24 protein-coding genes are annotated in these 26,153 nt (G+C 53.0%); 8 read left to right on the top strand and 16 right to left on the bottom strand.

Features of this window, described 5'->3' with window-relative positions:
- The first annotated feature begins 14 nt into the window (after positions 1 to 14).
- The 5 genes from trmD (at position 15) to dusB (ending at position 4,796) form a co-directional block, all read left to right on the top strand.
- Positions 15 to 692, top strand: a complete 678-nt coding sequence (gene trmD, locus ACMGDE_RS05000) for a tRNA (guanosine(37)-N1)-methyltransferase TrmD (RefSeq protein WP_436831661.1) — start codon at positions 15 to 17, stop codon at positions 690 to 692.
- 235 nt (positions 693 to 927) lie between these two features.
- Positions 928 to 2,337: an anthranilate synthase component I family protein gene (locus tag ACMGDE_RS04995; protein ID WP_436831660.1), complete on the top strand. Its 1,410-nt coding sequence runs from the start codon at positions 928 to 930 to the stop codon at positions 2,335 to 2,337.
- A gap of 9 nt (positions 2,338 to 2,346) precedes the next feature.
- Positions 2,347 to 2,985, top strand: coding sequence for an anthranilate synthase component II (locus ACMGDE_RS04990; protein ID WP_436831659.1), 639 nt, complete (start codon positions 2,347 to 2,349; stop codon positions 2,983 to 2,985).
- Positions 2,982 to 3,764 carry an indole-3-glycerol phosphate synthase TrpC gene (gene trpC / locus ACMGDE_RS04985; protein ID WP_436831658.1) on the top strand — a complete coding sequence of 261 codons (783 nt, stop codon included), beginning with the start codon at positions 2,982 to 2,984 and terminating at the stop codon, positions 3,762 to 3,764. Before ACMGDE_RS04990 ends, trpC begins: the two co-directional genes overlap by 4 nt.
- 39 nt (positions 3,765 to 3,803) lie before the next feature.
- Positions 3,804 to 4,796 carry a tRNA dihydrouridine synthase DusB gene (gene dusB / locus ACMGDE_RS04980; RefSeq protein ID WP_436831657.1) on the top strand — a complete coding sequence of 331 codons (993 nt, stop codon included), beginning with the start codon at positions 3,804 to 3,806 and terminating at the stop codon, positions 4,794 to 4,796.
- Positions 4,797 to 4,798: 2 nt separating this feature from the next.
- Here dusB and ACMGDE_RS04975 read toward each other — a convergent pair whose 3' ends face one another.
- The 4 genes from ACMGDE_RS04975 to ACMGDE_RS04960 all read right to left on the bottom strand — a co-directional run bounded on the left by ACMGDE_RS04975 (position 4,799) and on the right by ACMGDE_RS04960 (position 8,359).
- Entirely contained in the window at positions 4,799 to 6,292 is a 1,494-nt protein-coding gene (locus ACMGDE_RS04975; protein ID WP_436831656.1) for a lipopolysaccharide biosynthesis protein, read from the bottom strand.
- A 17-nt stretch (positions 6,293 to 6,309) separates the two neighbouring features.
- Positions 6,310 to 6,609, bottom strand: coding sequence for an acylphosphatase (locus ACMGDE_RS04970; RefSeq protein WP_436831655.1), 300 nt, complete (start codon positions 6,607 to 6,609; stop codon positions 6,310 to 6,312).
- Positions 6,610 to 6,650: 41 nt separating this feature from the next.
- Positions 6,651 to 7,823 carry a purple acid phosphatase family protein gene (locus tag ACMGDE_RS04965; protein ID WP_436831654.1) on the bottom strand — a complete coding sequence of 391 codons (1,173 nt, stop codon included), beginning with the start codon at positions 7,821 to 7,823 and terminating at the stop codon, positions 6,651 to 6,653.
- Positions 7,824 to 7,960: 137 nt separating this feature from the next.
- Positions 7,961 to 8,359 carry a hypothetical protein gene (locus tag ACMGDE_RS04960; RefSeq protein ID WP_436831653.1) on the bottom strand — a complete coding sequence of 133 codons (399 nt, stop codon included), beginning with the start codon at positions 8,357 to 8,359 and terminating at the stop codon, positions 7,961 to 7,963.
- A gap of 70 nt (positions 8,360 to 8,429) precedes the next feature.
- On the opposite strand from ACMGDE_RS04960, the gene ACMGDE_RS04955 reads away from it, so the two are divergent.
- The gene (locus tag ACMGDE_RS04955; RefSeq protein WP_436831652.1) at positions 8,430 to 9,794 is read left to right on the top strand and encodes a methyltransferase RsmF C-terminal domain-like protein; all 1,365 of its coding nucleotides are present in this window, start codon (positions 8,430 to 8,432) and stop codon (positions 9,792 to 9,794) included.
- Here ACMGDE_RS04955 and ACMGDE_RS04950 read toward each other — a convergent pair.
- The 12 genes from ACMGDE_RS04950 to ACMGDE_RS04895 all read right to left on the bottom strand — a co-directional run bounded on the left by ACMGDE_RS04950 (position 9,791) and on the right by ACMGDE_RS04895 (position 24,602).
- A complete protein-coding gene (locus tag ACMGDE_RS04950; protein ID WP_436831651.1) occupies positions 9,791 to 11,119 on the bottom strand; it encodes a PhoH family protein in 1,329 nt (442 codons plus the stop codon). The two genes, ACMGDE_RS04955 and ACMGDE_RS04950, sit on opposite strands and share 4 nt — an antisense overlap.
- Before the next feature lie 694 nt (positions 11,120 to 11,813).
- Positions 11,814 to 12,938 (bottom strand): endonuclease/exonuclease/phosphatase family protein, encoded by a 1,125-nt coding sequence (locus tag ACMGDE_RS04945; RefSeq protein WP_436831650.1) that lies wholly within the window; start codon positions 12,936 to 12,938, stop codon positions 11,814 to 11,816.
- Positions 12,939 to 12,941: 3 nt separating this feature from the next.
- Positions 12,942 to 13,823, bottom strand: a complete 882-nt coding sequence (locus tag ACMGDE_RS04940; protein WP_436831649.1) for a rhomboid family intramembrane serine protease — start codon at positions 13,821 to 13,823, stop codon at positions 12,942 to 12,944.
- A gap of 88 nt (positions 13,824 to 13,911) precedes the next feature.
- A complete protein-coding gene (locus ACMGDE_RS04935; RefSeq protein WP_436831648.1) occupies positions 13,912 to 14,646 on the bottom strand; it encodes a rhomboid family intramembrane serine protease in 735 nt (244 codons plus the stop codon).
- A gap of 18 nt (positions 14,647 to 14,664) precedes the next feature.
- Positions 14,665 to 16,488: a DNA mismatch repair endonuclease MutL gene (gene mutL, locus ACMGDE_RS04930; RefSeq protein ID WP_436831647.1), complete on the bottom strand. Its 1,824-nt coding sequence runs from the start codon at positions 16,486 to 16,488 to the stop codon at positions 14,665 to 14,667.
- Positions 16,489 to 16,500: 12 nt separating this feature from the next.
- Positions 16,501 to 19,359, bottom strand: a complete 2,859-nt coding sequence (gene uvrA, locus ACMGDE_RS04925) for an excinuclease ABC subunit UvrA (RefSeq protein ID WP_436831646.1) — start codon at positions 19,357 to 19,359, stop codon at positions 16,501 to 16,503.
- Positions 19,360 to 19,455: 96 nt separating this feature from the next.
- Positions 19,456 to 20,208 (bottom strand): zinc ribbon domain-containing protein, encoded by a 753-nt coding sequence (locus ACMGDE_RS04920; RefSeq protein ID WP_436831645.1) that lies wholly within the window; start codon positions 20,206 to 20,208, stop codon positions 19,456 to 19,458.
- Positions 20,209 to 21,306: a Nif3-like dinuclear metal center hexameric protein gene (locus tag ACMGDE_RS04915; protein WP_436831644.1), complete on the bottom strand. Its 1,098-nt coding sequence runs from the start codon at positions 21,304 to 21,306 to the stop codon at positions 20,209 to 20,211. It abuts the gene before it with no gap.
- Positions 21,307 to 21,312: 6 nt separating this feature from the next.
- On the bottom strand, positions 21,313 to 21,774 hold the full coding sequence (locus tag ACMGDE_RS04910) for a hypothetical protein (protein WP_436831643.1): 462 nt from the start codon (positions 21,772 to 21,774) through the stop codon (positions 21,313 to 21,315).
- A 10-nt stretch (positions 21,775 to 21,784) separates the two neighbouring features.
- Positions 21,785 to 22,276, bottom strand: coding sequence for a GNAT family N-acetyltransferase (locus ACMGDE_RS04905; RefSeq protein WP_436831642.1), 492 nt, complete (start codon positions 22,274 to 22,276; stop codon positions 21,785 to 21,787).
- A gap of 2 nt (positions 22,277 to 22,278) precedes the next feature.
- Positions 22,279 to 23,868: an FAD-dependent monooxygenase gene (locus ACMGDE_RS04900; RefSeq protein WP_436831641.1), complete on the bottom strand. Its 1,590-nt coding sequence runs from the start codon at positions 23,866 to 23,868 to the stop codon at positions 22,279 to 22,281.
- A gap of 26 nt (positions 23,869 to 23,894) precedes the next feature.
- Positions 23,895 to 24,602 carry an SAM-dependent methyltransferase gene (locus ACMGDE_RS04895; protein ID WP_436831640.1) on the bottom strand — a complete coding sequence of 236 codons (708 nt, stop codon included), beginning with the start codon at positions 24,600 to 24,602 and terminating at the stop codon, positions 23,895 to 23,897.
- Positions 24,603 to 24,752: 150 nt separating this feature from the next.
- On the opposite strand from ACMGDE_RS04895, the gene apaG reads away from it, so the two are divergent.
- Positions 24,753 to 25,139: a Co2+/Mg2+ efflux facilitator ApaG/CorD gene (apaG, locus tag ACMGDE_RS04890; RefSeq protein WP_436831639.1), complete on the top strand. Its 387-nt coding sequence runs from the start codon at positions 24,753 to 24,755 to the stop codon at positions 25,137 to 25,139.
- A 244-nt stretch (positions 25,140 to 25,383) separates the two neighbouring features.
- On the top strand, positions 25,384 to 26,139 hold the full coding sequence (locus ACMGDE_RS04885) for a hypothetical protein (protein ID WP_436831638.1): 756 nt from the start codon (positions 25,384 to 25,386) through the stop codon (positions 26,137 to 26,139).
- Positions 26,140 to 26,153 lie beyond the last annotated feature (14 nt).

The following is a 26,153-nucleotide window of genomic DNA, read 5'->3' as shown; positions in this document are numbered from 1 at the left end:
CTATCTTTGTCCCCATGCGGTTCGACATTATCACAGTGCTTCCGGGGTTGCTGGAAAGCCCTTTTGCCCATTCTATCCTCCAACGGGCGCAGAAAAAGGGGCTGTGCGAAATCATCGTGCATAGCCTGCGCGACTACGCCCATAACAAGCATAAAAGCGTGGATGACTATCCCTACGGCGGGGGCAGTGGTATGGTCATGCAGGTCGAACCCTTTGCCGCCTGCATGGAGAAACTCCAAGCCGAGCGAGAATATGACGAGGTGATCTTCATGACGCCCGATGGCGAAACACTCAACCAAAGCATCGCCAATCACCTTTCTACCAAAGGCAACCTCATCCTCCTTTGCGGACATTACAAGGGCATAGATCAACGCATACGCGACATCTACGTCACCCGCGAGCTGTCCATCGGCGACTACGTCCTCTCCGGGGGGGAATTGCCCGCCGCGGTACTGGTCGACGCGGTGGTGCGGCTCATCCCCGGCGTACTGTCTGACGAAACATCGGCCCTGTCCGATTCGTTTCAGGGCGGCCTGCTGGATGCCCCGGTATATACCCGTCCGGCCGATTGGCGCGGGCATAAGGTGCCCGATGTGCTGCTCAGCGGCAACGAGGCGGCCATCAACGAATGGCGCGATGAGCAGGCCATGGCCCGCACCAGGGCCCGCCGTCCCGATTTGCTGGAAGAATGACTTTTTTTCGTGTTTTTTCCGGTAAAAATTTGTTTAGTTAAATTTTTTTATATTTTTGCTCCCAAATGTTGATGAATAGATTCCACATCGTATCATGGTGGTGGCTCGGCAAAAATAACGTCGGGTCGGTTGGAGCAATTAAATATTCCTAATCAACCAAGGCTTTCGAATATTGGGCCCGACGTTTTGAAAAATCCGTCGGGCTTTTTTTGTGATTTTGTTAAGGAAATAAAATATGGCATATCGATTTAAAACCACCTACAAGCAGCTGTTGGCCGATACCACTACGCCGGTAAGCACATACCTCCGGCTTCGCGATGTCTTTCCAAATAGTTTATTGTTGGAAAGCTCCGAATACCATAGCCGCGAAAACAACATGAGCTATATCTGTTGCCAACCCATCGCCGGCATTACACTCGACCGGGATTTCCTGGAGATCCGGTATCCCGGAAGCGCCCCCGAAAGAAAACCGGCCTCGGGTATCGACCTGCGCGAGGAAGTGTCCCGCTTCCGGGCAGCATTCAGCGAAAATGAAGAATCCGAATTTCGCTTTATCTCCAACGGGCTTTTTGGGTTCTTCACCTTTGACGCCGTGACCCACTTTGAGGACATTGAACTGCAAAGCCCCGCTGACCCCAGCCGCGACATCCCTTACCTGCAATATCACGTCTACCGGTACGTGATCGCTATCGACCATTTTCGCAATCAGCTATATATTTTCGAACACCGGCTTGAAAATGACGAAAGCCCCTCCGGACTGGAGAAGGTTCAGTACCTCATCCAAAACAAGAACTTTCCCGAATATACCTTCTCCACCAATGGGGAAGAAACTTCAAACATGACGGATGACGCGTTCAGGACCCTCGTTGGACAGATGAAAACGCACATTTACCGCGGGGATGTCTTCCAGATCGTGCCGTCCAGAAGCTTCTCGCGGCCTTTTTTGGGGGATGAATTCAACGTATACCGCTCGTTGCGTTCCATCAACCCTTCGCCCTACCTGTTTTATTTTGACTACGGCGATTTCAAGCTTTTCGGCTCTTCGCCTGAAGCTCAGCTAACCATCCGGGACCGGGAGGCGACTATCTATCCCATTGCAGGCACGTTCAAACGCAGCGGCAACATGGAACAGGATGAAAAAATCGCTGAAGCGCTGAAGGAAGACCCTAAGGAAAGCGCTGAGCATGTCATGCTGGTTGACCTCGCTCGCAATGACCTGAGCCGCCATTGCGAGCAGGTGCATGTCAAATCCTATAAAGAGGCCCAATACTATTCACACATCATTCATTTGGTATCCAAAGTATGCGGTACCCTGAAATCCGGCGTCAATTCCTTTGACGTGGTGGGTGATACCTTTCCGGCGGGTACCCTCAGCGGTGCCCCCAAACACATGGCCATGCAGCTGATCGATCGCTACGAAAACCAGCAACGGAGTTTTTATAGCGGAGCCATCGGATATATGGGATTCAACGGCGACTTCAACCACGCCATCATGATCCGCTCATTCCTGAGCAAAAACAACACCCTCCATTATCAGGCTGGAGCAGGTATTGTCGCGGATTCTGATCCCGAAAACGAACTACAGGAAGTGAACAACAAAATTGCCGCCCTGCGCAAAGCGCTGGAGTTGGCGCAAGATATTTAGACACAGAACATGAGCAGCTTGCAACAATCATCACCCCAAGTTTTGGTGATAGACAACTACGACTCGTTTACCTTCAACTTGGTGCACCTCTTGCATGAATGCGGGCATGAGGCTACGGTATGGCGCAATGACAAGTTCGCATTGGAAGACGTGGACGCATTTGACAAGATTTTATTGTCCCCCGGGCCGGGCATCCCTGAAGAAGCCGGACTGCTGCTGGATGTCATCCGCAACTATGGTGCGACCAAGAGTATACTCGGCATCTGCCTGGGCCTACAGGCCATCGCTGAGGTGTATGGCGGCTCTCTGTACAACCTGACCAAGCCGGTGCATGGTACTGCCACGCCATTGCTGATCACCGCGCGGGATGAACCCATTTTCAGCGGACTGCCGTCCTCATTTCCCGTGGGGCGGTACCATTCCTGGGCGGTGTCGCACGAGGGGCTTCCGGACGTCCTCCACATCACCGCCGTAGATGAAAAAGGCGTCATCATGGGCCTATCGCACCAAACACTGGATGTAAAGGGACTGCAATTCCACCCCGAGTCGGTACTCACCCAATACGGGAAGGAAATGATCGCCAACTGGCTGTCGGCAACCGCCGATCACCAATCACTGGCCACCGATCACCAACCACAGCAAAAATGACCATCTTAGACACCATTATCGCCAGAAAACACCTTGAGATCACACAAGCCAAGGCGACCGTCACGATAGCCGATTTGGAAAAAACCCCGCTATATTCACGCAGTTGCTACTCCCTGCGTGACTCCGTCCTTGACAAGGGAAAAAACGGCATCATTGCCGAGTACAAACGCGCATCGCCCTCGAAGGGGATCATCAATAACCATTCTCCTGTGGCCGAAGTCGTTGCCGGCTACCAGGAAGCCCGGGTATCAGCCGTGTCCGTACTCACCGACCCTGATTTTTTTAAGGGAAGCCTCGATGATCTGCTTGCCGCTCGCGCCGCCTTGCAGATCCCGCTGCTCCGCAAAGAATTTATTGTCGATGAATACCAAATCGTGGAAGCGAAAGCCCATGGGGCAGACGTTATCCTACTCATCGCGGCGGTACTCGATCCTGCCGACCTGCAAGCCCTGTCCGAATGCGCCCAATCACTCGGCATGAATGTCCTCCTGGAAGTACATGACCGGGAAGAACTGGATCGCAGCCTGATGGACAGCGTGGATGCCATCGGCGTCAATAACCGCAACCTGAAGGATTTCACCGTATCCTTGGACCATTCGCTGGAATTGGTTGAGGTGATTCCCGACCGGTTTATCAAGGTTTCAGAAAGCGGCATCAGCGATCCCGCGACCATCACATCGCTGCGCGATGCCGGTTTCCAGGCCTTCCTCATCGGCGAGAATTTCATGAAGACCGCCGATCCGACACAGGCAATCAGGCAGTTTGTGGAAGCTTTATAAAATTTCCGTATTTTTGCGCCGGATATCGAAAGATTCAACATGGGTGTCAAAATAGGTTCTATCGATTTGGGTGATTTTCCGTTGCTCCTCGCACCGATGGAGGACGTGAGCGATCCCCCGTTCCGCTTTGTGTGTAAGCAAAACGGAGTGGATATGATGTACACCGAGTTTATCTCTTCCGAAGGCCTTATCCGCGATGCGGCCAAGAGCCGCCAGAAGCTGGATATCTTTGAATACGAGCGCCCCATCGGCATCCAGATTTTCGGCAGCGACATCGACACCATGCGCGAAGCCACTGAAATCGCCACACGGGCCAATCCCGACCTGATTGATATCAATTATGGCTGTCCCGTCAAAAACGTGGCCTGCCGGGGGGCAGGGGCAAGCCTCCTGCAAGATATCACGAAGATGACGGCCATGACCAAAGCCGTGGTAGAGGCTACCCACCTGCCCGTGACGGTCAAGACCCGCCTCGGCTGGGATGACAACACTAAAAATGTATACGACGTGGCCGAACGCCTGCAAGACGTAGGTATTCAGGCGCTGAGCATCCACGGGCGAACCCGCTCGCAAATGTACAAAGGCCAGGCCGATTGGCGGCTGATCCGCGAAGTGAAACATAATCCGCGCATCCGCATCCCCATCTTCGGCAATGGCGATGTCGACAGCGTGGAGAAGGCCGCCGCTTGGCGCATGGAGTATGAAGTAGATGGCATTATGATCGGCCGTGCTTCCATCGGCTATCCCTGGGTTTTCCGCGAAATCAAGCACTTTTTCCGCACGGGCGAATACCTGCCCGGCCCCACCATCGTCGAGCGGGTAGACGTGTGCCGCACACACCTGCAGAAATCGGTTGAATGGAAGGGGGAGAAGACCGGCATCTTCGAAATGCGCCGGCACTATGCCAACTACTTCAAGGGCATCCCCCATTTCAAGGAGTACCGCATGCGGCTGGTGTCGCTCATCGACATCGCCGACATCCATGCCGTGCTTGACGAGATCAGCGAGCAGTTTGAGCTGGAGGTGGCCTAGGCTTACCTTTTTAGCAAGGCAAACAAAGCCTTGCGCTCCATGAAGAACGTAGTCCCGGCAAACACTATAAACAGCAGATTCCCGATAATGACATGCCGATCGAACACATCAAATGTCAGCCAACATAGGACCACTCCGGCAAGGATATAAGCAACATTTTTGCCCATCCGATAGGGGATAGGATAGTGGCGCTGCCCCCAAACATAAGACAGGATCACCATGCTTCCATAGGCGAGGACGGTGACCCACACCGCACCCTCGTAACTGTATCGGGGGATGAGGATCAGATTAAGCACAATCGTTACGACGGCTCCGATGCCGGAGATATATAAGCCAAAACGGGTTTGGTCAGTCAGTTTGTACCATACCGACAGGTTCATGTAAATTCCCAGCAACACATAACCAAGCAGTAGGACGGGCACAATGTGCAGTCCAGACCAGTACAGCGCCTGCTGCTCAGCGTCTTTGCCTTCGATAAAGTATTTGAGCCATTCGATGTTCGCCGAGATACCTACCATAGTCAATACGGTGGCGATGACGAAATAATCCATGATAACCGCGTAGACTTTGCGGGCATTTTCGTTTTTGGCATAGCTGAAAAAGAAGGGTTCGGCCCCCAAGCGGAAGGCCTGGACAGCAATGCTCAAAAATACAGCAATCTTAGAAACCGCACCATAAATCCCATTGTCAGAAATACCCCGCTCACCGGGAATAAGTTTTGGAATCATGAGCTTGTCAAGGTATTCGTTGATGATGAACGAAATGTTGGCGACAAGTATGGGAAAACTGTATGCAAACATTTCACGCAGCAATGCGCCATCGGGTCGCAAGCGGACCCTCGTTAATTCCGGCAGCAGGAGCAACAACACCAACAGGCTGGCGGCGAGGTTGGCGATAAATACATAACCCAGCCAACCCGGCCGGTACCATCCTTCGATATAGGGTGCTACAGAACGCATGTGGACTAAAAGCCATGGGATGCAGACAATGAAAAACAAGTTGAGGGCAATCAGGGTAAATACATTGACCAGTTTAAGGCATGAAAAACGTAGCGCCCGCCCTTGGGCGCGAAGTTGTGCAAAGGGAATGACCGCAAGTGCATCTGCAACCAGAAACAAAGTAAAAAGGCGGACATACAGCACATAGTCGCGGTCGTAGATACCATTATTCAGCCAGACAGCGATATCCGTTGACCAGAGAAAGACTGTACTTAAGAAAAATGCTGAAATGACCAACACCACGAAGAAGCTGTTGTTTAATACGCGGGCTTTATCTTCATGCTTTTGCAGGAAGCGGAAAAAGGTGGTTTCCATACCGAAGGCAAGGACAGCTTGTATCATGGCGGCCCAGCTGTACAGGTACGTAAAAATTCCGTACAAAGCCGTAGGAAATTGCCGGACGAAAATCGGCGTCAGCACAAAATTAATAAGCCTGGCAATGATGGTGCTCAGTCCATAGACAGCAGTTTGTCCGGCAAATTTTCGAAGTACAGACAAGTGTTAAAACATTAAGGTCAACCACGCGACTTCTTGATGACCTCAAAGTTACGATAGTTTTTCATTTCGCCTTCACCGTAATCCACTTTTTCGACCACCGCCTTTTCAGGCCCTTCATGGCACCACTCCAAAAACGATTCCAGCGCAAACGGGTCGCCCTCCGCTTCCAGGTATACCGAGCCGTCGGGCATGTTCTGCGCCGTACCCTTCACGCCGAGCTGATCAGCCACGGCTTTGGTCGTAAGCCGGAAAAACACCCCCTGTACCTTGCCCTCTACTGTAATATTGAGATGCTTAAGATTTGTTTTGCTAATCATCGCTTTTGGATTTATCCTACAAAGATACGTCCAACGATGGTTTATTTTTCATCCGGTTTAAGCGTAATTGAATCAACCGTTTTTCCCGTTTGGTCCACCACATCGATATGGAGCCGTTCCCCATCTGCCGTGACTTTGAGCATATTGTTGTTCGAGTTAACCAAAACAGGAAACTGATGCCCTTCCGGTTGCGGCTCTTGCTTAATATGCCGATGCAGGTGTCCGCTCAGCATGATCTGGGCACCGGCCGCATTAAGCAACGGCACAAATTTCTCAGCAATCTCCTGCTCGCCATGCCAACCGCCAAAAGGAGGCATGTGGCAGATGACCACTTTGTAGGGCGCATCGCGATACTCGGGGCGCTGCAAGGCCTCCTTGAGCCATTCCGCCTGTTGCGTGCGGTACTCATCCATATTGACGATGCCGCTGTATTCCATATCGCTATCAGGCTTATCTTCTCCGCAGTCAAGTACCACAAAACAAACAGGCCCTCTTCTGAATAAATAGTAAAGGTGGCCGGACAACGTCGGGAAATAGTCGGGGAATTCGCTTGCGAAATTGCCCCGCGTTTCATGGTTGCCGCGCGCGTAATACATCGGTATTTCACCGGCGAAGAGCGCCGTGGCCGTATCCATATAGTGCGCAAATAGCTGCTCTTCGCTACGGAGGTCATTGGCCATATCCCCATTGAAAAACACTAAATCCGTCTGCCCCCAATCCAGCTGGTCGAGTAGACCTTTCATCACGTCATTGCGGCCGTGGATGTCGTTGATCACCGCAAACGACAGCGTCGCTTGGCCGGGTTGACTCGTCGTAAACGCCAGTGGGGCTCTCCTGTACACCTGAGTAGCCGCTACTCGGCCATATTGCACGTCGGTACCTTCGTGGCTGGTCACTTCCTGCGCATATACCCGATACCGGTATGAAACACCGGGCTTCAAGCCTCTCAACGTCACTTTATGCACGTTGGACACATCCTTGAAGCCATGGCTGCTGGCAAAATGCTTGGGGCGTTCCTGCAGGTAAAAATGGGTGCTGTCATCCGGAGCAAGCTCCACCCATCCAATGGCGTCTTTATCGGTGGTCCATACGATCGTGACGCCGGTGTCATGCAGCGCTTGGAGGTACGGGCCGTGGGTAATGCGAAACTCGTTTTGGGCAAAACACATCGTCCCCGCAAGCACGAAGGACCATAACATGGCAAACTTTTTCATTTCGTCGTCTTAGATAACCTATTCAAGAGACGGCTAAGATAGTCATCTCCCTTCTTCCTTTTTGATTAATCTCCTCGTTTTGCGTCAGCAAACCGTTCTCCTTTAGCTCATCCCGTGGCGGCTTCAGAGAGTGGCGTCTATTTTTTGGCTATTCCTGTCTGTTTCCATCCGGAAGGCCGCAGCACGGCATAATAATAGGCGATGAAACCGATACCGAGGCTGAATGGGATTGCCGTATAATAGCGCAGGAAATCGTATTCCGGCCAGAAAAATTCGAAGGTCATCCACGTGCAATTCGCGCTTATCCAGCACAGTACCGCCAGGTTGTGGTATAGCTCGCTTTTGATGTACCGCGTCTGGATGGTGATCTTCACCGCCCAAATCAATGTGGGGATGATCATGACCATGCCCAGCGGTCGCCAGAGCATCGCCCAGCTGATATCTTTGATCAGCCAAAAGACAATGTGTAGGTTTTCCGAAAAACGGAAACGGGCGGGCACCTGATAGATCGGTTCTTCGGTGAGGGGTGGTTCCATGTTTCGAAATTATTCCTTTTGGTGCACATACGCAAGCGCGCTGCAATTTATTCCTTAACTTTGCCTCTACATGAGCAACATCATTCCCCCCGCACTGGTACGCCGGTTGGGTACCTTCGCCGGATTCGATTCGGCGGCTTTTGAAGCCGCGCATGAGCAGGAGGGGGGCATCACCTCCATCCGGATCAATCCGGCTAAGCCCCATGGCCTGGACACCGCGACCCTAGGGGAGGTGCCTTGGTGCGATACGGGCTTTTATCTTCCCGAACGCCCGGTGTTTACCCTGGATCCGCTTTTCCACGCCGGATGCTATTACGTGCAGGAGGCGTCATCCATGTTCATTGCCCATGCGGTCAAGGCCTTGGAGCTGGACCGTCAGCCGTTGGTCGCACTGGACCTTTGTGCTGCTCCGGGGGGAAAGAGCACCCTGTTGGATACCTACCTCCATCCGCAAAGCCTGCTTATTGCCAATGAGCTCATCAAGACCCGGGTCACTGTGTTGACGGATAATCTCGTCCGTTGGGGGCATGCCAACACCGTTGTCACCAACAACGACCCTTCGGCATTCCGCCACCTGCCGGGCTATATCGACTTCATGCTGGTGGATGCGCCATGCTCCGGTTCGGGCATGTTCCGCAAAGACCACGGCGCCATCGCCGAATGGTCAGAAGCCACGGTACAGCTGTGCAGCGAACGGCAGCAGCGCATCCTCGCCGATAGCCTGCCATCGCTCAGGGAGGGAGGCATCCTGCTGTATTCCACCTGTTCCTATTCAGCAGAAGAAAATGAACAGATTGCCGATTGGCTGTGTGAGACCCAAGGCATGGAGCCCCTATATATTCCGATTGATGAGGGCTGGGGAATCCAGGAGTCGCTATCCGACATCCATGCCTGCCCCGGCTACCGCTTTTATCCGCATAAGTTGCGGGGCGAGGGCTTCTTCCTCGCGGCATTTCGTAAGATAAGTGCGCAACCTTCCTTCGACCGCCGCAAGCAGAAATCTGAGCGAGCTGTCTTGCCTAAGGAACTGAAGCATTGGGTGGCTAAGGAAGATGGATTCTTTACGTTTACTGTGGGTGACGAAATCCACCTCCTGCCCCAAGGGCGGGAGGCCGATCTGCGCATCCTCCAGGACATGCTCTACCTCCGGAACGCGGGCACACGCGTAGGCCGGGTGGTCAACGGCGACCTCATCCCCGCGCACGACCTGGCGTTGAGTACCGCCCAGCACCCCGATCTCCCGAAGGTCGCGCTGGATGAAGAGCAAGCGCTGGAATACCTGCGCAAAGGCAACATTTCTCCTGCGCTCAACAGACATGGGCTGCATGGCTGGGCACTGGCCACCTATAATCGCGTTCCGCTGGGCTGGATGAAGCTGCTGCCTAACCGAATCAACAATTACTACCCCAAAGAATGGCGGATTGCCGTGCTTTAAAGCAGGTCGTTAGCCAAATTGGCCAGCGCGCTCCGCTCACCTTTTTGCAGGGTGATATGGGCATATAGCGGATTGTCTTTCACGTTTTCAATGAGATACGACAGCCCGTTGCTCTCGGCATCAAGATATGGCGTGTCAATTTGGTAAATATCGCCCGTAAAGACGATCTTCGTGTGTTCGCCCGCCCGGGAGATGATGGTCTTGATCTCGTGCGGCGTGAGGTTTTGGGCTTCGTCGACAATAAAGAAAATCTTCGTGAGCGTCCGTCCGCGGATAAAGGCCAATGGGGCAATGGCTATTTTTTCGGTAGCGATCAGCTCATCGATCTTTTCCCCCATCTTTCCGCCATCTGCATATTGCTCCTTGATGAAACGGATATTATCCCAGATGGGCGCCAGAAAAGGGTCTGTTTTTGATTTGGCATCGCCGGGCAAGAAGCCGATTTCCCGGTTACTCAGCGGGATTACCGGCCGGGTGATGTAGATCTGCCGGTAGTTCTTGCGCTGCTCCAGCGCGCTGGCCAGCGCCAGCAGGGTTTTTCCCGTGCCTGCATTTCCCTGTATGCTGACCAACCGGATGGCAGGATCGAGCAGGGCATGGAATGCAAACGCCTGTTCCGGATTCCGGGGCTTGATCTGGAAGACCGGAGCCAGGAATACGGGGGCCAGGGAGTGGGTGCTTTTTTCGTAAAACGCATGAAACGTTTTCCGGCTATGCTTGACGATATAGAAGTGGTTGGCGCCGCTGTGCGCCAAGGCCATATTTTCCAGGCTTACCGGCGTTTTGCTCTGCAGTGCAGCAATCACATGATCGGGAAAATCACGCCGCACCGTTTTTCCGGTATACAGTTCCGCCACATTCTTGATCTTCCCGGTCTCATAATCTTCCGCCGGCAGGTTCAGTGCCTTTGCCTTGAGGCGAAGGCAGATGTCTTTGGAGACCAGCACAATTTTTTTGTCTGGATGCTCCTCCATCAGGACGAGTGCGGCATTGATAATCTGGTGGTCGTACTTTTCGTTGCCAAAGATCTTCTGCGCATCGGTCCGTTGTGGTTGTCCAGAAAGAATCACCTTAAACCTCCCTTTGTGCTGCCCGCTGATGTGCACCCACTGGTTAATCAGCCGTTTCTTCGATAGCCCATCGATCAACCGGATAAAACTACGCGCTTCGAAATTACGGGTTTCATTGCCTCCCTTTAGATTGTCGAGTTCCTCCAACACCTGTATGGGTATCGCTACATCATGCTCCTGAAAATTGTTCAGCGCGTTGTGATCATATAATATTACGGATGTATCTAAAACGAAAATCTTATGGGGTGCCGCCATGACCGTGTCTCTTTTTTATCAAGTGGGTGCGCATAAAATTAATAATTTTTTACGATGCCGCCCCTTAAAATCATGGGCTAAGCGGAAATGGCTGCTTGACGAAAGGGCACGTTTTTGCATACTGTTGATAACTTTCAACCCTTAGGATGTGAATAATATGGCCTGATCACCACGGTACGGGATGCAACAGCCATTATCGGGTGTTAATAAACGATGAATTTCACGTGGAAAACATGTTAATAAATAAAACATTTTTTTCTTGACACGTAAGCTTATTGTTACTACCTTAGTCAATATCAAATACGAAGTTCTTTGAATTGCCCAAGCAAGTATCTACAAACGGAACAACGCCGAAAGGTGTTCCCTTCCGGGATGGCTGCTAGCAATGGATTGGCGCTGAAAGGCATTATGCCGGACAGCGGTTCGCCAAGCTCCCGTAAAAAGGAATGGCCCAATCAAAGCATTGCGTAAGGGGTTTGTACGTTGCAGTGATCTCTACGGAGGTTCGCGGTAATAACGGCAAATGCATACCGAGGTACAATGCCTTTCATAGGCACGTGTGAACGGATGCCAGCAAAGAGATATTCGACTTGATGCCTGGATTACAACCACGGTTGTAATTAAGGTTAAAAACGGAGGATTCAAATCGAAAGAGGCGGTTCTCCGTTTTTTTATGCCCTGCGCTCACCGCAAATCAAAGCTGCAAATCTGCCCACACCGGATAATGATCGGACAGCTTCGCCTTGATGATCTGGTAGTGCCGCACCTCGAATTCCTTGCTCGCCAGAATATAGTCGATTTGGAAATTGGGAAAATCGCCGTTATAGGTTACTCCCCAACCCCGTCCTTTCTCAAGAAACGCATTTTTCAGGCCCGCAGAGACCTTATTCACGGCATAGGACAACGGCGTGTCATTGAAGTCCCCCGCAACGATATAGGGAGTGCTGCATGAATCACTGTGCGCCCGGAGCGCCGCAGCCTGCGCACTCCGGGCGCTAAAGGCATGCTTCAACCGGGACCCGATACGTTTTGTAGACGCCGCATCTTTTTCGATGGTCTTCGAAGGCCGGTTAATAAAGTCGTAGTCTTCCTGCTGGAATCCGAACGAGCGCAAATGGACATTATACACCCTGAATACTTTTCCGTTCTTATCAATATCAGCATAAATGATCCGATTCACGCCATACTCATGGTCCGCAAGGTGCCCGGTTTCAACGATCGGATACCGGGAAAAAATCGCCAAGCCATAGGCTTCATAGTCGTTTTCCGCCGTAGGCGAAATATAGCGGTAGGACGTGCCTATCTTCCTTTCAAATTCCTTCGCCATATTATACCGCCCCTTTTGGCGGGTATAATATTCTTGGATGCACACCACGTCTGGCGAAATACTGTCCATGAGCCGCATGGCGTCCTCCCGGATCGTGAGTTCTGTATCTTTCTGCTCAAAAGCCCTGAAAAAATGCACATTGTAGGTCAACAGCCGGATATGGGCCGTATCGGGTGACGCAACCACTGATTCGGGCACGGTGCCGCTGAATCCGATATGCTTGGTCAATGTCCCCCATCCCAGCAGCACGGCCAATAGGGAAATTCCCGCGTATAGCATTCGCCGCATCAACCAATAGATGATAAATAGACCGTTGATTACCAATAACGGGAGATAAGCAATACCAAAAAAAGCAATGGGCCAAAAGGTCTGTGGGTTGATGACTGGCGCCAGATAACTCAACAGCAGCCCCGCTACTGCTATCAGGTTGACCAACAAGACGGACTTACCGAAAAAGCCCAGTTGTTTTACATGCCGAGATTTCGTTGCCATCGATCAGTATTCGTTTTGACCTTGCTTGCTGGCTTTGAACAGGGCTTCCTTTTCGGCTTTGGTAAGGCTTTCGTAGCCGGATTGAGAAATCTTATCCAAGATACCGTCTATTACCTCCTGATTGGGTACCAACGGCTCTTCATACATCGGGGTCTCTTTCTCATTGTGCACCACCCGGAGTTTGCGTCTTTTCGGCTTGCGCTCCAGCAGGCTGCTCCAGTCTTGGCCATTTTGCAGGCGTTTGATATAAACGAATCCGAACAACGCGCCGCCGATATGGGCAATGCTGCCGCCCGCATTGAGCCCGGCGACCGCCAGCACATCGATGATCAGGAATGCCAACGCCAGGTATTTCAGCTTTACATTGCCGAAAAAGAGCATTCGGATGGTATAATCGGGTAGCAGCGTCGCCGTTGCAAACACGATCGCGCTCACACTGGCCGACGAGCCGATCATCATCGTGCGGAACGCCTCTGCCCGGAACACGGGTATCGCATTGTAGGCCAGCAGATACAACAGTCCGCCGACAATCCCTCCTGCAAGGTAGACAAACGTAAACTGCCTTTTTTTGAGAAAATCAAGGAAAATGATCCCCAGCCAAAACAGCCACAGCATGTTGAACAAGAGGTGAAACAACCCCTGTTGCGTGACCATATAGGTCAGGATGGTCCAAGGTTTATATAGCCAGGATGATAGGGAGGCCGGGAGTTGCAGCCATGACAGCAGGTAATCGGATAGCGGCGCATCCGTAAACTGCAATACCGTCACCAGCGAAAGGACGTTGATCCCTAGGAAGACCAGGATGTTGATGGCGATGAACAGATAAAGCGGGTTTCCCGATTGGAAAGCCTTGTGCCACAAATCACCGACCAACGATCTTTTCATTGCTTTGCTTCCTGTTTATTCCTGATAACAGAGGCTAATATAGGAATTTTTTTTTAAACACTGCTGACGGCGAAACCGCGCGTTCTTCTTACCAATAATTCGGCCGCTTGATCCCCCACAGCTTGATCAGCAAAATCCCAAACAATGCACCGCCGATATGCGCGAAATGCGCCACCGAGGTTCCCGTCCGGGAGACCCCCAATACCAGCTCGATGACAATCATCACCGGAATAAAATATTTCGCCTTTATCGGCACCGGAAGAAACATCAGCATCAGCGGTGTGTTGGGGAAGAGGTATCCAAATGCGATCAGCAAACCATATATCGCGCCCGACGCGCCTACCATGGGGGTGGTATAAACCGAAAGAAGCGTTTGCCTCTCTTCCTCCGTCAGACTGGCGTCTATTCTTCCGCTCTGTTGAACCACGTTGATCTCCGACATCAACTGCCTGGCCGAAACCGAGTCCGCGATCGAATAAACCTCTAGCGCCTGCACGCCAAACTGCAAGACCAGCGCCCCCAACCCCGTAATTAGGTAATAGTTCAGAAAACGCTTCGATCCCAATACTTGCTCCAACACCGGTCCGAACATAAATAAGGCAAACATGTTGAAAAAGATATGTGTAAATCCGCCATGCATAAACATGTACGTGATGACTTGCCAGATGTGAAAGCCCGGAGAGTCTGGGTAGTATACGCCAAATAAATGGTTTGCTCCCGGAAAAATAAGGGCGCTACCGATAAAACAGACAATGTTGACGATCAGCAGATTCTTGACAACGGGCGGTATTCCGGAAAAGGGTGATGCAGTGTTGTTAAACATAATATTCTTCTTCAATAGTTAACGCTCAAACCGTTCTGCCAGTTCTTGCAATGTAAAAGTAAGGATTACCGGCTTGCCATTCAACGATGCATTCGGCATTTCGCAGGCAAATAGGCGGTCAATCAATTCGGCCATGTCGTCAGCAGACAGGACCGTGCCGGGCTTGATCGCTGCATGCCGGGCCAAGCTCCTGGCCAGCTTCTCCCGCTTAGGCAGCTTCAATTCCGCCTGGTTGTTCTTATAATCTTCCAGAAGCTGCTCCAGCACCTGCCGTTCGCTCACGCCGGAGGTCAGCTCGGCAGGGATGCCCTCTACCACAAAGGTATGCCTTCCAAATTCCCTGATCTGGAAGCCCAGCGCCTGTATATCCGGCAGCAGGTCCGTGATCAGCTGGAAATCCGCGGCATTGAGCGTCACCGTCTGGGGAAACAAGCTTTGCTGGCTAGCTCCCTGCCGGTTTTCCAGCTGTTGGCAAAACTGCTCGAACAGGATACGCTCGTGCGCGGCCTGTTGGTCGATCAGGATAAATCCGGAATGGATCTGCGAAACGATGTAGCGCCCATGCAGCTGGAAGGGCTGTTTGTTCGGCGGCTTTGGCTGATCGGCGGACGGGTAGACCGCTTCTCCGTGGAGATCCAGCTGGGTGTCGGGGGCTTTCTGTGTGATCTCATACAGCGTTTCCCAATTTTGAGGGATCGCCGCCGGCCGTTTGCCGTCGCCGGATTTCCCATTATCAAACGGGTTGAAATGGGGGTTGAAAGTCACCGATGGCGGGGTGATCTCCTCCAGCGGCTTGGGGCTGATCATCTGGCTGAACCCGGTCTCCTGGTTGAAATCAAGCGTAGGTGTAATGTTGTACCGACCCAGGGAGCGCTTGACCGCCGATTGCAGGATCGCGTAGATCGCCCGTTCGTCTTCATACTTGATTTCCGTCTTGGTCGGATGCACATTGATGTCGATCTTCCCCGGGTCAATCTCGATGAACAACACATACAACGGAAAACTATCGGACGGCAGTAGCCCCTCATAGGCCTTGAGCACCGCGTGGTTAAGATACGGATCCCTCACAAAACGGTTGTTGACGAAAAAAAACTGCTCGCCGCGGGTTTTTTTGGCATATTCGGGTTTGCCGATAAACCCAGTAAGGTTGATGATGGTCGTTTCCTCTTCCACCGGTACCAGCCGTTGGTTGTAGCTGCTGCCAAATACATGGACGATACGCTGTTTGAGGCTTTCCGCCGGCAAGTGGAATATTTCCTGGTCGTCGTTATGCAGGCTGAAGAATACCCGCGGATGGGCCAGCGCCAACCGTTGGAATTCATCCACGATATGGCGCATTTCTACGGGATTGCTCTTCAGGAAATTGCGGCGCGCGGGAATGTTATAAAACAGGTTTTTAACACTGATGCTCGTACCGGCCGGTGTAGCCACGGGCTCCTGCCGCACCACAGCAGACCCCTCTATTTCCACCAGCGTGCCCAGCTCGTCTTCTATGCGCCGCGTCCGGAGCTCGACATGTGCAATGGCCGCGATGGAGGCCAGCGCCTCCCCTCGAAAGCCCTTTGTGCGGATGGCAAACAGGTCCTCGGCCTTTCGTATTTTCGATGTGGCGTGTCGTTCGAAACAAAGCCGCGCATCGGTCACGTTCATCCCGCAGCCATTATCGATTACCTGTATGAGCGACTTCCCGCCGCCCTTCACCATCAATCTGATCCGGTCGGCCCCGGCATCTATGGCGTTCTCCATCAATTCCTTCACCGCCGATGCCGGGCGTTGCACCACTTCTCCGGCGGCAATCTGGTTGGCCACCGCATCGGGCAACAGTTGGATAATAGCTGGCATATGGGTGCGAAGTTACGAAATCATCCCCACACCCGGCATTTCCATGGCAAGGAAACGTGCCGTTTGGCTTCTTTCGCACGCAATCAGCGCCTCCGGTGTCCCACTGAAAAGGATCTCGCCGCCGCCAGCCCCGCCTTCGGGACCGAGATCGATCACCCAGTCCGCCACTTTGACGACATCCAGGTTATGCTCGATGACCAATACAGTATTCCCGCGGTCTACTAAGCGGTTGAGCACCCCCAGCAAGACATGTACATCCTCGAAATGCAGTCCCGTGGTGGGTTCATCCAGGATATAGAAGGTTTTGCCCGTGTCTTTTTTGGAGAGCTCGGTAGCCAGTTTCACCCGTTGGGCCTCGCCGCCAGACAGGGTCACCGACGATTGCCCGAGGGTCAAGTAACCCAACCCGACATCTTGCAGGGTTTTGATCTTGCGGTAGATGGAGGGGATGTTTTCAAAAAAAGCGACCGCCTCGTCGATGCGCATGTCGAGCACATCGCTGATCGACTTGCCCCGATAACGCACCTCCAACGTCTCGCGGTTGTATCGTTTGCCGTTACAGGTTTCGCAGGGCACCTGTACATCGGGAAGGAAATTCATCTCGATGACCTTCATGCCGGCGCCCTGGCACGTCTCGCATCGCCCGCCTTTTACGTTGAAGGAAAAGCGCCCGGGCTTGTAGCCCCTGATCTTGGACTCCGGTAGCTGCACAAATAGTGCCCGGATATCCGAAAAGACGCCCGTATAGGTAGACGGATTGGACCGCGGTGTGCGGCCGATAGGGCTCTGATCGATTTCGATGACCTTATCGATGTGCTCCAGGCCCTCGACTTTTTTATACGATAGGGGAGTCTTCTTCGCCCGGAAAAAATGATGGTTCAATATCGGGTACAGCGTCTCGGTGATCAGGCTTGACTTGCCGCTTCCCGATACCCCCGTCACGAGCACCAGCTTACCCAGGGGAATGGTAGCCGTTACGTTTTGGAGATTGTGGCCCTTGGCGCCCGAAAGGCGCAGGGTGTGGCCGTTGCCCGGCCGGCGCTCGGCCGGCACCCGGATGCCCTTCGTGCCGTTGAGGTAGGCGGCGGTCAAGGTATCGGCCGCTTTGATGTCCTCCGGCTTTCCCTGGGCGACCACCAAGCCGCCATGCGCACCGGCAGCCGGCCCCATGTCGATCACGTAGTCCGCATTGAGGATCATGTCTTTATCGTGCTCCACCACCAACACGGAGTTTCCGATATCCCGGAGGTTTTTGAGCGCCTTGATGAGCCGCTCGTTATCACGCTGATGCAGCCCAATGCTGGGCTCATCAAGGATATATAATACGTTGACCAGCTGCGAACCGATCTGCGTGGCCAGGCGGATGCGCTGTGCCTCGCCGCCAGACAGTGTTTTGGCGGTGCGGTCCAGCGTGAGGTAATTGAGGCCCACATCGAGCAAAAAGCCCAGCCGCGCACGTATTTCCTTCAGGATCTCAGCCGCGATGATGTTCTGCCGCTCGTCCAGACGCTGTTCGACACCCTCAAACCAAGCGGCAAGCGAGGTAATATCCATCACGGCCAACTCATGGATGTTCTGGCCGGCGATCTTGAAATGGAGCGACTCCTTCTTGAGGCGTGCCCCATGACATGCCGGGCAAACCTTTTGCGCGCGGTATTCATCCAGGTTTTGTCCCTGCTGCTCCAGCCGCTCGCTCTGCTCCTCCAGCATCTTGAACAGGCCTTCGAACGAAATCTTGTATTCCTTGGTATTCCAGCTACTGTATGATACCGGTACCGTGATCGCCTCCTCTGTGCCATACAGCAGGATGGTCAGCTGCTCCTCGGTAAGCTTTTCGATCGGCGTGGTCAACGAAAAGTCGAACTTTTTGGCCACGGCTTTCAACACCTGGAAATTCCATACATCCCGGTATTCGCCGAGCGGCGCTAACCCGCCCTTCATGATGCTGAGCTTCGGATCGGGTATGACGGATCCGCGGTCTATTTCATAAACATAGCCCAGCCCATCACATTGCTCGCATGCCCCATAGGGCGAGTTGAACGAAAACGTATTGGGCTGCGGCTCATCATACGAAATGCCCGATTCCGCATCCATCAGGTAGCGGCTGTAAAAATACTCCTGGTTGTCTTTGTCGCTGATCTTGATGACACCTTTGGCCGTTTTCATGGCCTGCATCACCGATGTATAGAGTCGCTTGCGGTCTTTCTCAGACACCATAAGCCGGTCGACGACCATCTCGATGTCGTGGATCTTGTATCGGTCTACCTGCATTTTTGGCGCGATGTCCAGCAGCTCCCCATCCACACGCACCTTTACATAGCCCTGCTTCCGTATTTGCTCAAACAGCTCCCGATAATGACCCTTACGACCTTTAACCACCGGAGCGAGCACATTGATGGCCTGCCCGTCAAATTGCTGGATGATACGGTCGACCACCTGCTCTTCCGACATGCGTTCCATCTTTTTGCCTGTGACATACGAAAATGCCTCGCCCGCCCGCGCGAAGAGCAGGCGCATGAAATCATATACCTCCGTAATGGTGCCCACCGTGGAGCGGGGGTTTTTGCTGGTCGTTTTCTGCTCAATGGAAATCACCGGACTGAGTCCGGAGATCTTGTCGACATCCGGGCGTTCCATGCCGCCGAGGAATTGGCGGCTGTAAGCGCTGAATGTTTCCATATACCGGCGCTGTCCTTCGGCATAAATGGTATCAAATGCCAGCGACGACTTGCCGCTGCCGCTCAGGCCCGTCACCACCACCAGCTCATTTCGCGGAAAACTGACATCGATATCCCTCAGGTTGTGTTCGCGCGCGCCAAAAACTTGTATTTCATTTTGCTCGCCCAGATCGGGCGTCGTATGTTCAGTCATTTAACCCTAGTCAATAAGCAAAAATACTAAAAATATTCGACAAAAAAACGCCCGGTAGTTTTTACCGGGCGCTTGATACTGTTGTTCGATTGCTGATTACGCTACCAACGAAGATTCTACTTCCTGCACCAAGGCTTCATCAACCAAGACACGTCCACAATGTTCGCATACGATGATCTTTTTGCGTTGGCGGATCTCCAACTGCATTTGAGGCGGGATCTTATTGTGGCAGCCTGAGCAGCTATCGCGGTCGATGGAAACCACCGCCAATCCGTTTTTGTAGGTGCTCCGGAGCCTGCGGTATACCCTGATCAGACGCTCTTCAATGTCCTTATCCGCCGCTTCGGCCTGCCTCAACAGCTCGTCTTCTTCCTTTTGCGTTTCGGCCGTGATGGTGTCCAGCTCACCCCGCTTGACATCCAGGTCTTTCTTGGCGGTCTCCATTGCTTCCAGCGTACTGTCGTAGACTTCCGTTTTGTTCTTGATGTCAAACTCAAACTCCCGGATCTTCTTCTCGCTCACCTGGATATCCAACCCCTGGATTTCGATTTCCTTGGTGATGGCATCATACTCCCGGTTATTCTTTACTTCGTTGAGCTGTGTTTCGTATTTCTTGATGGCCGCCTGTGAGTCCTTAATCATGTTGCGGCGTTTCACGATGGAATCCTCCAGTTCATCCAGCTCGCCCCGGATCTTTTCGATACGGGTTTCCAAACCGGCGATGTCGTCTTCCAAATCACTCACTTCCATCGGTAATTCGCCACGTACCTGCCGAATCCTGTCGATCTTGGTGTGTATGTTCTGCAGCAGCCAAAGGGCTTTCAGCTTTTGTTCTATGGTCTGTTCCATTTAACTGTAGTATTTTATCGGGTTTGTGTCTGTTCCCGTCAAACGGACTGCAAAGTTAGGAAATTTTTTCTGAATAATTTCCAACAATAATTGCTGCGTAAATTGTTCGCTTTCAAAATGTCCCACATCCGCAATTACAATTTTTCCTTCGGCATCGAAAAACTCGTGGTATTTGTAATCCGCCGTCACAAACGCATCGGCCCCGGAGCGGATGGCTTGGCCCAGGAGGAAGCCCCCGGCGCCACCGCACACCGCCACACGCCCCACCGGTTTGCCCCGCAGGACCGTATGCCGGATCACACGTGCATTCAGGCGATCTTTCAACAGTCCGAGAAAGTCCGTCTCCGACAGCGGCACCTCCAGCTGCCCGATCATGCCGCTGCCCACCTGTTGATGGTTGTTTTCCATCCGGTACACATCATAGGCGACCTCTTCGTAAGGGTGTGCCTCAAAGAGGCCGAGCAACACCGCCCGTTCCCTATTGGCTGGAAAGATTACCTCAACACGGACCTCCTCCTCGCGGTGCTGCTCACCCGGTATGCCCACAAAAGGATCCGTACCCTTGCCTCCGCGAAACGTGCCGTAGCCCGCCACATTGAAGCTGCATTCGTCGTAATGGCCCACGTGCCCCGCACCTGCCGCGAACAACGCCGCCCGAACCCGCTCGACGTGGCTCAACGGCACAAATACGGCCAGTTTCCGGAGTATTCCGCTTTTGGGGCTCAGGATCGCCGTATGCCGTAGTCCCAGCCGCTCTGCTATTTTACTGTTCACGCCGCCCATCACATTATCCAGGTTGGTATGGATGGCATACAGGGCGATGTCCTGTTTAATGGCCTTCATCACCGCCCGCTCGACATACGTGCTCCCATTAAAGCGTTTAAGCCCTTTGAATACGATGGGGTGGTGGGAGATGATCAGCTCACACCCCAGGTCAATGGCCTCATCGACCACCGCTTCCGTGCAATCCAGCGCGATCAGGGCTTGCTTGACCTCCCCGTTGGGATCACCCACGATCAGGCCCGAATTGTCATACGATTCCTGGTAGTCCAGCGGTGCCAGCGACTCTAGGTAAGCGGTCAGTTCACGGATAAGCATAAGCCTCTATTCTTGTTGTTTTTTCCTGAATTTTTCGTGCTCCACCAGCACATTTCTGAAATTACTTGCCTTGATCCAATAAATAACAAAATACGTGATGCTCAACAGGAAAACGGTAATCAGGATAAACGGCGGGAAGGGAATGTTGGATAGCAGGAATAGCCAAGCGTACCACATCCCCGCGGCGCGTCCCGGATTCTCTTCTTCCGCGATCTTGCGGTCATAAAACTCATTGGTGAGCGAGTCGGCCAGACGCGAAGCCACCGCGAAATTCCAATAGACATTGAATAGCGGGATCACCAGCAACCAAGCCTGACCGGGCGTCATCAGCCGATTTTCGGGCGCCACCAGCAGCAGCGTCTTCCGTATGGTATTGGCATAAAATACCCAGACGGCCAAGCGGATCAGCAGCGCCGCCACCATCAGCTGCATCATCTCGGGCGTAAGGTTTTCGTAATCGATGTTCATTCGCGCTAAATTACGGGGATTTCGGCGTAAAACCCAATGTCATCTCCAGATGCAGGATGCCCGCATCCATATAGGGTTCGCTTGTCTGCTCAAAGCCCAAGTGGTTGTAAAAGGTCTTCAAATGGTGCTGCGCACCGATTTTTATCGTCTGGTTGCCATATTGTACATACACCGCCTCGATACTCCGCCGCATCAGTTCTTCGCCCAATCGCTGGCCCCGGAAATGCTGGGCCACCACGACCCGTCCGATGCTGGAGGCGTCCGGGTAAGAAACACCCCACGGGATGAGCCGCGTATAGGCCGCCAGCGTATCGCCAAGCCAGCACATCAGGTGGAGGGACTTTTGGTCTTTATTGTCCAGGTCGCTATAGACACATTTCTGCTCCAGGATGAAGACCTCCTGACGGAGCTGCAGGATTTTATACAGTTCCGTAAGTGAAAGGTCGTCAAAGGATTTTATGGCCCATGTTCGTTGCGGTGCTTGCATTTTTGAATCATGCATAGTTAAGGTTTTTTTGGTAAATGGCCAAACGGTTTCCAGCCCACCACTTCTTCCATGTAGGTATCGATCAGGTTCATGTTCAGTGCATCATTGATGTACCCAATGTGCATATCCGGCCGGATGAGCACGATTTTCGTCCCGTCGGACTTCAATTCAAAGGTATCAAATACGGTGCTGTTCTTCGGTGAATACGGTAGGTAATACAGGTGCATCTCCCGCGGATATTTCTGCCGCATCCATTGCCCGATAATATGCAGGTAATGTTGGCTGACGGTGCCCAGCAACAAGAGTACGAATCCCGGTTTTTCACACCAGCGGTGCAGGTCGGTGGGGGTTTTGGTTTTTTCGTCAAACACGGGTAAAAAAGGGATGCGATCACCCGCCTGTATGCGGGTCCCCGTGGCGTGGTGAACGGATAGTCCAGCCGTGCGGTAGTGGATGTTGAGCTGCGCCGCGGTGTCGAACACCCGCCGAAGGAGCCGCTCCCTTTTTCCGAGGTATCGCAGCACCTTCGACAGGAGGAAATCCCGCAGCGATGCGGGCAAACCCAATGCCAGCCGAAACACCCTGTCGGTGCTGCGGACGATGGTCTTGGCCACCGGCATCCGCTCCTGCTCATACGTGAGCAATACCTGCGGTTTTATCCGGCCGTTTATGACCGCAGCCAGTTTCCAAGCCAGGTTTGCTGCATCCTGCAATCCACTGTTCATCCCCTGCCCACCCACGGGAGAATGAACGTGTGCCGCATCGCCGATCAGGAAGCAGCGCTGCCTCGCAAACCGCTCCGCCATCCGTCTTTGCAGACCGAAATAGCTCATCCAGTGGCATTGGCTTACCGGAAGCTCAAACCCGAGCGCCTCGTCGACAACCGGCTTGATATCCGCGTATTGAACAGCCCTGTCCGGCTCCATCCACCTCTCCGGAAGCACGCCCGTCAGCCGGTAGTATCCGTTTGGCCCTAAGGGGAATATTCCCAAAAAGCCCTTTCCCTGTATAAAGAAGTGCACCAGTCGGTTATCGATTTCACGGAGTTGCACGTCGGCTAAGAAAAACCGCCCCTGATAACGGTTGCCCTCAAAACGAACCCCAAGGGATTCCCTCACTAGGCTGTTCATGCCGTCGGCTCCGATCACCCAGCGACACGCCCATTGTTGCAGGACGCCCTCATGCTCCAGCTCCACCCGGGCCTGATTATCATCCTGCCGGAGCGACACCAGCCGTGTTTCCCAGGCCACCGGGCAGGTATTCACCGTGAGCCGATCGATTAGCCGTCTTTCCGTTTTATCTTGGCCAACCAAGTGAATAAACGGAAATGCGGTATGGGGATGATTGATCCGGGAGAAGTCGACCGTTCCCAACAGCCGCTTACGGCCTCCCTGTACTTGCGCCCCGTAGCAAGAAACGCCCTCGGTCAACAGCTGATCTGCCAGGCCCATTTGCCGCAGCAGCTCCAGCGAGCGGGCGTGCACGGCAATCGACTTGGTTCTCCGATCGGGTCCCGGCTTCGCATCGATGATCATTGGCCGGACACCAAACCGGAGCAGCTGTGCCGCCATCATCAGTCCCGAGGGGCCGGCACCCACAATAAGCACATCTGTATGATTAGCGGCCCCCAATGTTAAAAGATCAAGAAAATTGCCGGTTTTTTGTGAAAATCGTGTGCCTGTGCCCGCCATTGTTGCACCGGCAGGCTGATGACCTGTTCGTCGACTGCCGTGAGGTTGCAAGCCACGCAAAGGCGCGTCTGGGGATTGCATGTCCGCAGGATCTCGGCCAGCAACTGGTTATTGCGAAAGGGCGTCTCGATGAAGAGCTGCGTCTGCTTTTGCCGTTGGGCCGCCTGTTCCAGCGCCTTGATTTTCGTTGTCCGCTCACCTTTGTCGATCGGCAAGTACCCGTGGAAGACAAAACTTTGTCCGCTGAACCCGGAAGCCATCAGCGCCAACAGGATCGAACTTGGGCCTACTAGCGGCACCACGTTGATGCCCCTGCGGTGGGCCTCGGCAACGATCTCCGCCCCGGGGTCGGCCACGCCGGGGCATCCTGCCTCGCTCATCAAGCCCACATCCCGGCCCGCCAGCAACCCCGCGAAATACCTGGCTGAATCCGCCTGGTTCCGGATATGTTTCCCATAGTCGTGCAAGATCAGCTCGCTTTGGGCTTTTTGCAGTCCCGCCTGTTTGAGAAATTTGCGCGCCGTCTTCTCGTTTTCCACGATGTATTCGTCGATGGTGTTGACGATACGGGTAAGATAAGGCGTGTATGAGGCCGCCGCCGCGTTATCGGCCAGGGGCACCGGTATCAAATAAAGCGTTCCTGATGGCATGCACAAAGGTAGTGAAAATGTGCAGCGAAAACGCCTAACGGTCTCAACGGGACCTCGTCAATGAAGCTTGAATGGTGAACGATAAAATACCACTTCCGCTTTACTAATTCAATCACATTTATTAAATTGGCCAAAAATCGCACTACACACATGGTCACGCAAATCACAGACGGGGTCAAAGTTTCAGTTGAAACCGTGTATCAGCCGGAGTATTCCAATCCGGAAAATGAACATTTCATGTTTGCATATCGGATCACCATTGAAAATTTAAGCGATTATCGTGTGCAGCTCCTGCGCAGGCATTGGTATATCTTCGATTCGAACGGTACCCACCGCGAAGTCGAGGGCGAAGGGGTCGTCGGGCTTCAACCGATCATCGAGCCCGGAGAAACCCATGAATATGTTTCGGGCTGCAACCTCAAAAGCGACATGGGCACGATGAAAGGAACCTATCAAATGCTCCGCGAGTTTGACGCCAGCATATTCGAAGTCAATATTCCCAAGTTTGACCTGATCGCTCCCCATCGGCTGAATTAGTCGACTCCAACCCGTATTTTTTGTTTTAATCGCCACGGCACCTCCATTGGTCGCATACATTCCTTATCGCCATCAGGTATAGGTAGTGGTTACACAGAGTTCATCCAAGGTTAACACAAGTTCAATTTATTTTATAAGACTGGAGAACTACTGGGAAAACACTGGAGAACTACTGGGATATCCCTGGGAAATGCTTGCCTGAATACTGAATTTTTCTTAACTTTGGCTGTCATACCTTTGCAATATGGCCTACCAAAAAAGCGACATTAAATTGGAAGGATCGGTCGGGGACCTATCTTTTTACAGACAGGGTGAGGCATACCTCGTGCGGACGAAAGGGGGAGTAGATTCCAAACGTTTCGCCACCGACCCGAAACTTGAACGGTCGCGCGAGAACACCGCGGAATTCGGCCGGGCGTCAGCAATCGCCAAACAGATAAGGCAATCGTTGCGCGAAGCGCTTCCCCTGTTCCATGAAGGGACTATGCAGACACGGCTGAACGCGCGCATGCTCCAGATCCTGAAGAATGACGGGATAAACGGAAGAGGAGAGCGGCGCCTCATACCGGAAAATTTACCCTTGCTCATCGGTTTCAGCTTCAATCGCGCTTCGGCATGGAAAGACGTCTATTATGCCCGTTTTGACCCCAGCTTCGATGCCACCGCGGGGAAACTGCGCGTGGTCTTCCAAGAACATTGGGCGCCGTCTGTCTTACAGCTACCGAAAGAGGCCTCCGGTGTGCGGTTTACCGTGGCGGCCGTCTCGGTGGATGCCGAAAACGAAACGTGTTCCGGTGCATACGAGCATTCCCCCGTATTGCCCGCATTGGGACGAATACCGCACCAAGTGTTTGAACTGGATATCGAAACGGCCGACCTGCCGGTTGTCCTGTTAACGGGGTTGACTTTCTTCAAGGAAAAAGGAGGATATCAAATTCCGATCGACGAGCCGCAGTGCAATGCGCTGGACGTGGTGAACGTCTTCGGGGCTACCGGATAGTATACCGATTTTTT

This window comes from Parapedobacter brassicae (assembly GCF_051400755.1).
Classification (GTDB): domain Bacteria; phylum Bacteroidota; class Bacteroidia; order Sphingobacteriales; family Sphingobacteriaceae; genus Parapedobacter.
This window is presented reverse-complemented; position numbering and strand designations above follow the sequence as displayed.